At 61.8% G+C, this 12,633-nt stretch carries 9 protein-coding genes; all 9 read left to right on the forward strand.

Annotated features, from left to right (window positions below):
* Nucleotides 1-4 precede the first annotated feature (4 nt).
* The 9 genes from ilvN (at nt 5) to recQ (ending at nt 12,553) form a co-directional block, all read left to right on the forward strand.
* Nucleotides 5-496, forward strand: coding sequence for an acetolactate synthase small subunit (ilvN, locus tag RAK07_RS06075; protein ID WP_305731940.1), 492 nt, complete (start codon nt 5-7; stop codon nt 494-496).
* Between the two features lie 142 nt (nt 497-638).
* Nucleotides 639-2,756 carry a 5-histidylcysteine sulfoxide synthase gene (ovoA, locus tag RAK07_RS06080; protein WP_305731941.1) on the forward strand — a complete coding sequence of 706 codons (2,118 nt, stop codon included), beginning with the start codon at nt 639-641 and terminating at the stop codon, nt 2,754-2,756.
* Nucleotides 2,757-2,835: 79 nt separating this feature from the next.
* Nucleotides 2,836-3,606 (forward strand): MBL fold metallo-hydrolase, encoded by a 771-nt coding sequence (locus tag RAK07_RS06085; protein ID WP_305731942.1) that lies wholly within the window; start codon nt 2,836-2,838, stop codon nt 3,604-3,606.
* Nucleotides 3,607-3,786: 180 nt separating this feature from the next.
* Nucleotides 3,787-5,085 carry an adenylosuccinate lyase gene (gene purB, locus RAK07_RS06090; protein ID WP_305731943.1) on the forward strand — a complete coding sequence of 433 codons (1,299 nt, stop codon included), beginning with the start codon at nt 3,787-3,789 and terminating at the stop codon, nt 5,083-5,085.
* Entirely contained in the window at nt 5,075-6,178 is a 1,104-nt protein-coding gene (locus RAK07_RS06095) for a mechanosensitive ion channel family protein (protein WP_305731944.1), read from the forward strand. The genes purB and RAK07_RS06095 overlap by 11 nt, the downstream gene beginning before the upstream one ends.
* A gap of 14 nt (nt 6,179-6,192) precedes the next feature.
* Entirely contained in the window at nt 6,193-6,597 is a 405-nt protein-coding gene (locus RAK07_RS06100) for a hypothetical protein (protein WP_305731945.1), read from the forward strand.
* On the forward strand, nt 6,594-7,700 hold the full coding sequence (locus RAK07_RS06105) for a hypothetical protein (RefSeq protein ID WP_305731946.1): 1,107 nt from the start codon (nt 6,594-6,596) through the stop codon (nt 7,698-7,700). Before RAK07_RS06100 ends, RAK07_RS06105 begins: the two co-directional genes overlap by 4 nt.
* 9 nt (nt 7,701-7,709) lie before the next feature.
* The gene (purL, locus tag RAK07_RS06110) at nt 7,710-10,700 is read left to right on the forward strand and encodes a phosphoribosylformylglycinamidine synthase subunit PurL (protein ID WP_305731947.1); all 2,991 of its coding nucleotides are present in this window, start codon (nt 7,710-7,712) and stop codon (nt 10,698-10,700) included.
* 17 nt (nt 10,701-10,717) lie between these two features.
* Nucleotides 10,718-12,553, forward strand: a complete 1,836-nt coding sequence (recQ, locus tag RAK07_RS06115) for a DNA helicase RecQ (protein WP_305731948.1) — start codon at nt 10,718-10,720, stop codon at nt 12,551-12,553.
* Nucleotides 12,554-12,633 lie beyond the last annotated feature (80 nt).

A 12,633-nucleotide genomic window follows, 5' to 3' on the forward strand; every position in this document is an offset into this window, starting at 1 on the left:
GCTCATGCAGCATACCATATCGGTTATTGTGGAAAATGAATTCGGTGTCCTGTCCCGGGTGGCGGGGCTCTTTTCCGGCAGGGGGTTCAACATCGACTCCCTGTCGGTTGCTCCCACCACTGATGAGTCCCTTTCCCGCATCACCATCGTCACCAGAGGGGATGAGGCGGTGCTGGAGCAGATCACCAAGCAGCTGAACAAGCTGGTGGATGTCATCAAGGTGCTGGACTTCTCCGACGGCAGTGCCATTGAGCGTGAAATGGCATTGATCAAGGTAACTGCCGAGGACCAGAGCCGCGCCGAGGTGCTACGGATCGTGGATATCTTCCGGGCCAAGATCATCGATGTGACCCCCAAGTCCTACACCATCGAGGCCACCGGGGCGCCGGCCAAGATCAACGCCATCCTGGACCTGCTGCGTCCCTTGGGGCTGAAGGAGCTGGTCCGTACCGGCGCCGTGGCCATCGGCCGTGGGGCAAGGGGATGGAAAGGGTAGGGGCGGATTCTCGTTTCCTTCTCAGGCAGGCCAAAGGCCGTTCCGGTAGTCCGGGACGGCCTTTGATGTTCCCCACCTTGCAGGGCAGGCGGTTTCGGTTACACTTGCAAAATATTCATCGCTTTCATAGGGGAGGGATGTCATGAACCTTAAAAACAGACGTACCATTGTGCTGACCGATGGTGACCCCGAACTGAAACGGGGTGAAATCCGGGATTACTTCCATGCCACTTTTGATATCGACGAGGAGCTGTACCGGACACTGCGCCATGACGAGACCTTCTACCTGCGTGCCGACCGGCTGCGTCATCCCCTGATTTTCTACTACGGCCATACCGCTGTCTTCTTCATCAACAAGCTGGTTATTGCCCGGATCGTCAGTCAGCGGATCAATCCGGAGTATGAGTCGATGTTTGCGGTGGGGGTGGATGAAATGTCCTGGGACGACCTGGACGAGCGGCATTATGCCTGGCCCTCCCCCGGCGAGGTGCAAGCGTACCGCGACCAGGTGCGCAGCCGGGTGGATGAATTGATCCGAACCCTGCCGCTCACGCTGCCGATTACCTGGGAGTCGCCCTGGTGGGCCATCATGATGGGGATCGAACATGAGCGGATTCACTTGGAAACTTCGTCGGTGCTCATCCGCCAGCTGCCCATTGACCAGGTACGCCCGCTGCCGTTCTGGGATATCTGTCCCGACGGTGGCGAACCGCCGGCAAACGAACTGCTGCCGGTTGCGGGAGGTCTGGTACAGCTTGGCAAGTCGCGCAGTCACCCGCTGTACGGCTGGGACAACGAATACGGCCAGCGGCATGTGGAAGTGCCCGGCTTCGCGGCGTCACGCTATCTGGTTTCCAACCGCGAGTTTCTGGGCTTTGTCGACGACGGCGGGTATGAGAACGAGCAGTGGTGGACCGATGAAGGGTGGCGCTGGTGCCAGTTTCGCCGAGCCGAGCATCCCCTGTTCTGGATACGGAGCGACGGTGGCTGGAAGCTGCGTACCATGGCCAGCGAGATCGAGATGCCCTGGAACTGGCCGGTGGAGGTGAACCAGCTCGAAGCCGCTGCCTTTTGTGCCTGGAAAACTGCCGCAACCGGGCAACCGTTGCGGCTTCCCACCGAAGAGGAGTGGCTGCGACTGCGGGATGTCTGCGCCGTGCCGGATCAGATAGAGTGGGGCGAACTGCCGCCCGGCAATAGCAACCTGGCCTTCTGGGCTTCCTCCTGTCCGGTGGACCGCTTCCGCGCCGGAGAATTTTACGATCTGATCGGTAATGTCTGGCAATGGACCGAAACGCCCATTTATCCCTTTGAGGGGTTCGAGATCCATCCCTGGTACGACGATTTTTCCACGCCCACCTTCGATACCCGTCACAACCTGATCATGGGGGGCTCCTGGATATCCACCGGCAACGAGGCGACCCGCCATGCCCGCTACGCCTTCCGGCGTCACTTCTTTCAGCACGCCGGCTTCCGCTACGTGGAAAGCAGCACGCCGGTGGAACAACACGACAACCGCTACGAGACCGACAGCCTGGCTGCCCAGTACTGCCATGCCCACTACGGTCCGGAGCAGTTCGGTGTTGCCAACTTCCCGGCTACCTGTGCCCGGATCTGTCTGGAGCAGATGGCGGGCCGCTCCCTGGGGAGAGCCCTTGACCTTGGGTGTGCTCTGGGGCGAGCCTCCTTCGAGCTGGCGAAAGGCGGCTTCCGAGAGGTGATCGGCCTCGACTTTTCCACCCGTTTCTTCCGCTTGGCAACGGCCATGCAGGAGGAAGGAATTTTACGCTACACCCTGCCGGAAGAGGGCGAGATCGTCTCGTTTCACCAGGCGAACCTGGCTGACTTCGGTCTGGACGGAATCCGGGAGCAGGTACAGTTCTATCAAGCCGATGCCTGCAACCTGCCGGAGAAGTTCAGCGGTTTCGATCTGGTGCTGGCGGCGAACCTGCTGGACCGGCTCTACGGACCGCAACGCTTTCTGGAGAGTATCCATGGCCGGATCAATCCCGGCGGGTTGCTGGTACTTGCGTCGCCTTACAGTTGGTCCGAGGAGTTTACGCCGAAGGAGGAGTGGCTGGGGGGCTATCGTGAGGCGGGTGAACCGGTCTGGACCCTGGACGGGGTGACGGCTGCGCTGGCCGACAGGTTCCGCCTGCTGGGAGAACCACGGGATGTTCCCTTTATCATCCGCGAGACCCGCAGAAAATTCCAGCACGCTGTTGCCCAGGTGACGGTCTGGGAACGACTGGGACCGTAACGGCGGACCCCTCGTGGTACGGTATGGCTTCCTCCACAACTGCCTTGAATCGCGGCGACGCATCGAGTATAAAGAGGAGATGAAAATCTGTTCCCTGGCGAGCGGCAGCAAAGGTAACTGCCTCTATCTGGAGGCCGGTGATACCCGTTTGCTGGTGGATGCCGGGCTGTCGTTGCGTGAGACGACCGCACGACTGACACGATCGGGGATCGACCCGTCTTCCGTCCATGCCGTACTGGTTACCCATGAACATATCGATCATATCCGCAGCGCCGGTTCCTTTGCCCGACGGTTCAAGGTACCGGTAGTGGTCAGCTACGCCACGCGGCAGGCAGCCGAGGGGTACCTGGAGAAAACCGAACTGCTGGAGTTCGAGACCGGTTACTCTTTCACCTTCCGGGACTTGCTGATCGATCCGTTTCCGGTTTCCCACGACTGTTGCGATCCGGTGGGGTTTGCGGTGGAGTCCCGCGAGGGACGATTCGGCACCGCCACCGACTTGGGGACCGTGACCCGGCTGGTGCGTGAAAAGCTGAAGGGATGCCGGGCACTGAACCTGGAGTCGAACCATGATCCGGAGATGCTGCTGAACGGTCCCTATCCCTGGCACCTGAAACAGCGGATCAAATCGCGGCAGGGGCACCTGTCCAACCAGGAGTCGCTGGAGTTGCTGCATGAAATCGCCCATGACCGGCTGGAGGCGCTGGTCATGGCTCACCTTTCAGAGGCGAATAACCATCCCGACCGGGTGGTGGAGACCACGGCATCCTTTCTCAGGGATCAGAACCGCTGCGCACCCCGCATCACCATCGGGGACCAGCATCAGGCCGGACCGGTGATGGAGATCTGATCAGTTTAAATGCCGGTTTACCGCAGAGGTCGCAGAGGAAAAACCCAGGACAAAACCAAATCGAACTGATTTTTGGGTGTAACCGCATCCTGAGGACGTTGGTTTTGCTTTTACTCCGTGACTTCAGCGTCCTCTGCGGTGAATCAATTAATTGAATTTACACATATCAAGGAGCTACACATGATCCCACGCTACACCCGCCCCGACATGGCCAAAATCTGGGAGCCGGAAAACCGTTTCCGCATCTGGCTTGAAATCGAGACCCTGGCCTGCGAGGCGCAGGCCCAGTTGGGAGTTATCCCCAAAGAGGTCATTCCGGTCATCCGGGAAAAGGGCAACTTCAACATTGAGCGGATCGACGCCATTGAGGCCGAGGTCAAGCATGACGTCATCGCGTTTCTGACCTCGGTGGCGGAATTCGTCGGTCCCGAGGCCCGCTTCATTCACCAGGGGATGACCTCCTCCGACGTGCTGGACACCTGCCTGTCGGTACAGATGGTACAGGCTGCCGACGAGCTTTTGGCCGATCTGGAGATGATTCTCGAGTCGATCAAGCTTCGTGCCTACGAGCACAAGGACACGGTCTGCATGGGCCGCTCCCACGGCATCCATGCCGAGCCGGTCACCTTCGGGCTCAAGCTGGCCACCTGGTACGCTGAAATGGACCGCAATCGCACCCGTCTGAAGGCTGCCCGCGAGAACATCGCCACCGGCGCCATTTCCGGTGCGGTCGGCACCTTTGCCAACATCGATCCGTTTGTGGAAGAGTACGTCTGTGAGAAGATGGGACTTAAAGCCGAGCCGGTTTCAACCCAGGTGATTCCCCGTGACCGTCATGCCGAGTTTTTCTGCTGTCTTGCCATCATCGCCTCCTCCATGGAGCGGATCGCCATCGAGGTCCGCCACCTGCAGCGGACCGAGGTGCTGGAGGCGGAAGAACAGTTCACCAAGGGGCAGAAGGGCTCCTCGGCCATGCCCCACAAGCGTAACCCGATCCTTTCCGAAAACCTGACCGGTCAGGCCCGCTATATCCGGGCCCAATGCATCCCGGCCCTGGAGAACGTGGCGCTCTGGCATGAACGGGACATCTCCCACTCCTCGGTGGAGCGCTACATTGCCCCTGATGCTACGGTGGCCCTGGACTTCTCCCTGCGTCGTCTGAACGGCCTGATCCGCAACCTGGTGGTCTATCCGGACAACATGTTGAAAAACCTCAACCAGATGAAGGGGCTGGTCTTTTCCCAGAAAATCCTGCTGGACCTGACCCAGGCCGGCGTCTCCCGTGAGGATGCCTACCGGCTGGTGCAGAAGAACGCCATGAAGGTGTGGGAAGAGGGGAAGGATTTCCAGACCGAGCTTTTGGCAGACCCTGAAGTAGTGGGTGCACTCGGTGAGGCCAAAATCCGGGAATCATTTGATCTGTCCTACCACCTCAAGCATGTCGATACCATCTTTAGGCGGGTTTTCGGTGAAAACTGATCTGCTGCCGATCGTTACGTCGCTGCTGATTCCCGGTACCGCCGACGGTACCGCCGTGGTCTGGGCCAAGCGTCTGCTGACGGCCACCATCGTCTTTGCGCTGTTCTGGCTGTTTGCCCAACTGGTGCGACACCTTCTGGAACGATTCGGCACCAAGTTTAGTGCTTTCACCAAAACCGACCTGGATGATCGTCTGCTGAAGCGGATCACCCCCTCCATCACTCTGTTGCTTTCAACGCTGGGCTGTTATATTGCACTCTCCACCCTGCCGTTGCAGGAGCGGTTTTTCAAGGTGCTTTCCGGCGTTCTGTTCGTTGCTCTCGTGGTGATCTGTGCCGTCATCATCTACCGGGTGGTTGACGAGCTGCTCAGCAGGTACCTTGATCGTCTGCAGCACCAGGAAGAGGTCATTTCCCGCAGCATGATGCCGCTGGTCAGAAAACTGGCCACTATCGTGCTGTGCGGCGCATCGCTGATCATCATCCTGAAAAAGTTCAATTATGATATTCTCTCGCTGCTGACCGCCCTGGGGATCGGCTCCCTGGCCATCGGCCTGGCGGCCAAGGATACCCTGGCCCAGATGATCTCCGGTTTCATCCTGCTGATCGACCGTCCGTTCCGGATCGGCGACCGGATCAGGCTGGCCGGCGGCCAGGTGGGGGATGTGGTGGATATCGGCATGCGCTCCACCAAGATTCAGGGACTGGATACCACGGTGATGATCATTCCCAACTCCGATCTCTGTAACGCCACGGTGGTCAACATGGTGCGACCGACCGCGGTCATTCAGGGGCGGATCACCCTCGGAATCGGTTACGATAGTGACGTGGAACGGGCCAAGGAACTGCTGCTGGAAATTGCCCGGAACAACGCCGGAGTGCTGGAAGAACCGGCTCCCGTGGCGCAATTCACTTCGTTCGGCGACAGCGCCCTCAACCTGCTGCTGTTGTTCTGGGTTGCCGATCCGACCCGTCTCGGCGCCGTGACCGATCAGCTGAACTGCGCGATTCTGCGAAAATTCCGTGATAGCGGTGTGGCAATCCCGTATCCGACCCGCACGGTGCATCTGCAGCAGCTCGATCTCTCATCCTGAAGGAGGAGCATGCCATGAAAGTCTGGAAGCGGTACCTCTGCATCGGTGCACTGTTGCTGTTGCCGGTCCCGGTCTGCGCAGCGGACCCCTCGCCGGGGGTACGGCCCGAAACCACCGCGCTCTATCAGAAGGCACGTGACCAGGTTGCCGGTTTGGCCGGTACGCCGACCGCCATGCGAGCCGCCGACGTGGTGGCGCAGGCTGCGGCCCGGGTGGAGGCCGCCCAGAGCGGTTTGAAGGAGGGCAATGACCGTACAACCCGTGAAGCCTCGGAATTGGCACTGGTGCTGGTGAAGCTGGCCCTGGCCACCGCTGACGAGCGAGGAGCGGCCGAAAAGGTTGCTGCCGCCCGCAGGGAGCTGGACGCACTTGAGCAGAAGCTGGCAACCATTCTTGCCGGGAAAGGAGAGCGGCCATGAAACATTCCTGCGCATCAAGGGTGGTTGTTCTCCTGCTTCTGCTGCTGACGGTATCCGTCACGCCGCTTCGGGCGGCGGATGAGCTGCCTTCCTGGCTGCAACAGGCACAAAACGCCGTCTCCCTGGTCGTATCGAAGGCTGATACCGTGCCGGAGCTGGCCGACGATATCCTGATCGCCCGCAATACCCTGCGCGCCACCGAGGCCGAGTATCAGAAAAGTCTGGGCTGGACCGGCAAGCTGGATCCCAAGGCTGAACCGGCGGTTCGCCATCTTGCCGAGATGGCCCGACTGCAGGCATCGGTGATTCTGGCCCGCGCCGCGCAGCGCGACCACGAAAAGGCATTGAAACAGTTTGAACAGCAGTCCGGAACGGTCCGTTCCAAGATCAAGGTGTTCGATGATCTGCTGGCGCAGGTTCGGAACCTGAGGAAGCAAACGGCCGAGCAGTTCGGTCAGATCGACGGTTTGAAGGCTCAGGTTGCCTCCCTGACCGCCGAGCTGGCTGCCAAGGGATCGGCCATCAGCAGCTCCGACCAGAAGACCGGCGACCTGCTCAAGGCGCTGGACGAGCAGAAAAAGGCGACCGCCGCCTCGCAACACCAGGTGATGACCCTGACGCGGGACCTGGAGGGGCTGAAGAAGGAAACAACCGGCCTGAAAAGCGCTGAACAGCGTCTTGCGGACGATAATCGTCGGGCGGCGTTCGAACTGGGATTGTACCGCCTGGGGGGCAGTGTGAAAACGGGCGAGGAGGTGCAGAGCGTGACGTTTGCCCGTGCACGCCTGTTGAAAGCCTCCGGCAAGAGTACCACACTGACCGTGGAGGGAACTGAAGCGGTGGTCGGCGTGGTGGCGCTGCTGAAAACCTATCCCGAATACCGTCTGAAGCTGCGGGTACATGGTTTCGGTCAACCGGTCCGCAGCGAGGATGCCGCCGCTACCGACCAAATGGCCCGCTTTCTGCGCGAAGCGCTGCTGAGCAAGGGGGGATTCGAGCCGTCAGTCGTCGAAGCACTCGGTGTTGGTGCAGCAGAGCCGCTCTATCCGAAAAAGAACGTGGAAGGCAACCGTCGTATCGAAATCATCTTCGTGAAGAAGTAAAGGATTATCATGGCCAGCAGAGTAGAAGTAGCCCTGAAGGACGGCGTGCGCGATGCCCGTGGTGAGCGGGTGCGCAACGAGATCGCCCATTTTCTGCACCTGCCGGTGGACGGCGTGCGCACCATCGACATCTACACCGTGGATGCCGCCCTGAGCCGGGCCGAGCTTGAAGCGGCAGCCTCCGGCCCGTTCTGCGATCCGGTGATCCAGAGCTGGAGCATCGACCTGCCGCTGGCCTCCGGCTTTGAGTGGGCCGTGGAAGTCGGGCTCCGGCCCGGAGTCACCGACAACGTGGGCCGCACGGCCCGGGAAGCGGTGGAGTACCTGACCGGCCGCCCCTTTGCTGCCGGCGAAGCGGTCTACGCCGGGGTGCAGTACCTGCTCAGCGGCTCGTTGAGCAGGGAGCAGGTTGAAACCATCGCCACCGGTCTGCTCTGCAACACCCTGATCCAGCGCTACAGTATCATGTCCGCCGCCGACTTCATGGCCAAGCGGGGTTTTCCGGTCACGGTTCCCCGGGTCACCGGCGAGACCAAAGGCCAGGTGCGGGAGATCGACCTGGAGGTTTCCGATGACGAACTGCTGCGGATCAGCAAGGACGGCGTGCTGGCCCTGACCCTGGAGGAGATGAAGATCATCCAAGCCCACTACCGCGACCCCAAAGTGCTGGCGGAACGGGCCGGACAGGGGCTGGGGAGCAAGCCGACCGACGTTGAGCTGGAATGCCTGGCCCAGACCTGGTCGGAACACTGCAAGCACAAGATTTTTGCCGGCACCGTGCAGTACGAGGACGAACAGGGGAACAAGCAGGAGATCAAATCCCTGTTCAAGTCCTATATCCAGCGGGTCACCAAAGAGGTGCGGCAGAACATGGGGGACAAGGACTTCTGTCTCTCGGTCTTCAAGGACAACGCTGGCGTCATCACCTTTGACGACAACAACTCCCTGGTGTTCAAGGTGGAAACCCACAATTCCCCCTCGGCACTGGACCCGTACGGCGGGGCGCTCACCGGCATCGTGGGGGTGAACCGCGATCCCTTCGGCACCGGCCAGGGGGCCAAGCTGATCTTCAACACCGATGTCTTCTGCTTTGCCGATCCGTTCTACGACAAGCCGCTGCCGTCGCGTCTGCTGCATCCCCGCCGCATCTTCGAAGGGGTGGTGGAAGGGGTGGAGCACGGTGGCAACAAGTCCGGCATCCCCACGGTGAACGGTTCCATTGTCTTTGATGAACGTTTTGCCGGCAAGCCCCTGGTGTTCTGCGGTACCGCCGGGATCATGCCGAAAGAGGTGAACGGCATTGCCGGCCATGAAAAGAGCATCAAGCCGGGTGACCTGATCGTGATGACCGGCGGCCGCATCGGCAAGGACGGCATCCACGGCGCCACGTTCTCTTCAGAAGAGTTGAACGAAAACTCGCCGGTCACGGCGGTGCAGATCGGCGACCCGATCACCCAGAAGCGGATGTTCGACTTCCTGATCCGGGCCCGGGACAAGGGGCTCTACCGCTTCATCACCGACAACGGCGCCGGCGGCCTTTCCTCCTCGGTGGGAGAGATGGCCGGCGAGTGCGGCGGCTGCCGCATGGACCTGGCCAAGGCGCCGCTCAAGTATCCCGGTCTCAACCCTTGGGAGATTCTGATCTCCGAAGCCCAGGAGCGGATGTCACTGGCCGTGCCGCCGGAGAAGCTCGACGAATTCATGGCCATGGCCAAACGTTTCGGCTGCGAGGCCACGGTGCTGGGTGAGTTCACCGACAGCGGCATCTTCCATATCCTCTACAACGACACAACCGTTGCCTGGCTGCCGATGGCATTCATGCATGAAGGGCTGCCGCCGATGCAGATTCCGGCCAAGTGGCAGCCGCCGGTCAACCCGGAAGCACCGGCCCGGTACCGGGAGGATTGGACCGCAGACCTGCTGGAACTGCTGGGACGGCTGAACATCTGCTCCAAGGAGTCAGTGGTGCGGCGCTACGACCACGAGGTGCAGGGGGGATCGGTGGTCAAGCCGTTCACCGGCGTTGCCAACGACGGCCCGTCCGATGCCGCCGTGGTGCGGCCGGTACTGGATTCCTTCAAAGGGGTGGTGGTCTCCCACGGCATCTGTCCGCGCTACTCCGACATTGACGCCTACCACATGGCGGCCAACGCCATCGATGAAGCGCTGCGCAACTATGTGGCCGTCGGTGGTAATCCGGACCACTGGGCCGGTCTGGACAACTTCTGCTGGTGCGATCCGGTGCTGTCGGAAAAGACCCCGGACGGCCCCTACAAGATGGCCCAGCTGGTGCGGGCCAACCAGGCCCTGCTGGACTACTGCGTGCCGCTCAACCTGCCGCTCATCTCCGGCAAGGACTCCATGAAGAACGACTTCTATGACGGCTCGGTGAAGATCTCCATCCCGCCGACCCTGTTGTTCTCGGTGATCGGCACCATCCCGGACGTGCGTAATGCCGTGACCATGGATTTCAAGCGTCCCGGCGATATCATCTGCCTGCTGGGTGAGACCAAAGACGAACTGGGCGGCTCCGAATACCTGGCCATGCAGGGGTATACCGGCACCACCGTGCCGCAGGTGGAGGTCACGTCGGCCCTGGCCCGCTACAAGGCGCTCCACCGGGCCATCACCGGTGGGCTGGTGGCATCCTGTCACGATCTGTCCGACGGCGGTCTGGCCGTGGCTCTGGCGGAGAGCGCCTTTGCCGGCGGTTTCGGCTGCCGGATCGAGCTGGACAATGTCCGCTTCGGCGGCGATCAGCGCACCCGGACCGACGAGGTGCTGTTGTTCTCCGAATCAGCCTCCCGTCTGCTGGTGACGGTCCATCCGGCCCAGTGGTCGGCCTTTGAAGAGGCCATGGCCGGCACGGTCTTCAGCCAGATCGGTCGAGTGACCGACGACGGCCGGGTCACCATTGCCGGGCTTGAAGGAAAAACCGTGCTGCAAAGCGACCTGGGCGCGCTGAAGGAAGCCTGGCAGCGGACGTTGCGGGAGTTGTAGCACAGGCAGCCGGGTCCATGTCCGCCTCCATCCACGACACCCTGCGAACCGTCTTCGGCTTCCATGCCTTTCGGCCTCCCCAGCAGGAGGTGATCGAACGGGTCATTGGCGGCGAGGATGTGTTCCTGGTCATGCCCACCGGCGGCGGCAAGTCCCTCTGCTACCAGGTGCCGGCCTTGCACCGCCGCGGGGTGGCCATCGTGGTGTCGCCCCTCATTGCACTGATGAAGGATCAGGTGGACGGGCTGCTGGCCAACGGTGTGGCCGCTGCCTGCCTCAACTCCACCCTGGTGCCGGCCGAGGCCCGAAGCGTCTTCCAGCGGTGGGATGCGGGAGAACTGGACCTGCTGTACGTGGCACCGGAGCGGCTGCTGATGGCTGATTTCCTGGAGCGGCTGGCTGCCGTGCCCCTGGCCCTGTTCGCCATTGACGAGGCCCACTGTATTTCCCAGTGGGGCCACGACTTCCGGCCCGAATACACCCAGCTCGGCCGCTTGCGGGAGCTGTTTCCCGACGTGCCGCTGGTGGCCATGACCGCCACCGCCGACCCGGAAACCCGGCGGGACATTCTCCGCCAGTTGGGGATCCAGGGGGCCAAGGTCTATGTGGCCGGGTTCGACCGGCCCAACATCACCTATAACGTCCTGCCCAAACAGAAGCCCTTTGTCCAACTGGAGGCGTTTCTGCGCAACCGGCGCGACGAGGCCGGTATTGTCTATGCCTTAAGCCGCAAGCGGGTGGAGGAGGTTGCGCAACGGCTCCGTGACGCCGGCTTCAGCGCACGGGCCTACCATGCCGGCCTGCCCGACCGGGAGCGACAGCAGGTGCAGGAGGCGTTCCGGCGGGACGACCTGCGGATCGTGGTGGCTACCGTAGCCTTTGGCATGGGGATCGACAAGCCCAACGTCCGGTACGTGGTGCATTACGACCTGCCCAAGAGCGTGGAGAGCTACTACCAGGAGACCGGCCGGGCCGGCCGGGATGGACTGCCCTCGGAGGCCCTGCTTTTGTTCGGCATGGGGGACGTCATGACCGCCCGCAGCCTGATCGAGAACAGCGAAAACCCGGAGCGGGTGCGGATAGAGCTGCAGAAGCTGAACGCCATGGTGGCCTACGCCGAGGCCCTGACCTGCCGCAGGCGGGCGCTTTTGGGCTATTTCGGCGAGCAGCGGGACCACGAGTGCGGCAACTGCGATATCTGCAACGACCCGCCGGAACGGTTCGACGCCTCGGAGGCGGTCAGGAAGGTCCTTTCCTGCGTCTACCGGGTGGGAGAGCGCTTCGGGGCCCGGCATGTCATCGACGTGCTGCGGGGAAGTAAAGGACAGCGGATTGCGGAGCTGCGGCACGACCGTCTCTCCACCTACGGCATCGGTGCGGACCTCTCGGGAGAGGAGTGGGACAACATCATCCGCCAGTTGATTCACCTGGGATACCTGACCCAGGATTTCAGCCGGTACGGCGTTCTGGGGCTTACCCCGGCGGCGCGGCCGGTGCTGAAAGGGGAGGTAGCGGTGCTGTTGGGGCGGCCCCGCAGCACGGCACGGGTGGAGGAACGGTCCCGGAGCCGCAGCCGAGGGGTGAAGGAAAGCCGCGGCGGTCTGTTCGAGGTCTTGCGGGCCCTGCGCAAGCGGATCGCCGACGAAGCCGGGGTACCTCCCTTCGTGGTCTTCTCCGACGCCACCTTGGTGGAGATGGCCCAAGCCAGGCCCCGGGACGAGCGGGAACTGCTGTCCATCACCGGTGTGGGGCAGCGCAAGCTCGCCAGGTACGGGGCGCTGTTTCTCGATGCCATTGACGATCACCGGCGCAGGGCCGAGCCGGGGAGTGATGCCGGTCCTCCGGTCGATTGACAAACCGGGCCGGCATGTTCACACTAGTTTTCATATGTAAAAGACTGCTGTAAGACGCAGGGTTGCTCAAAACGAGTCAG

The organism is Trichlorobacter ammonificans, from assembly GCF_933509905.1.
GTDB lineage: Bacteria > Desulfobacterota > Desulfuromonadia > Geobacterales > Pseudopelobacteraceae > Trichlorobacter > Trichlorobacter ammonificans.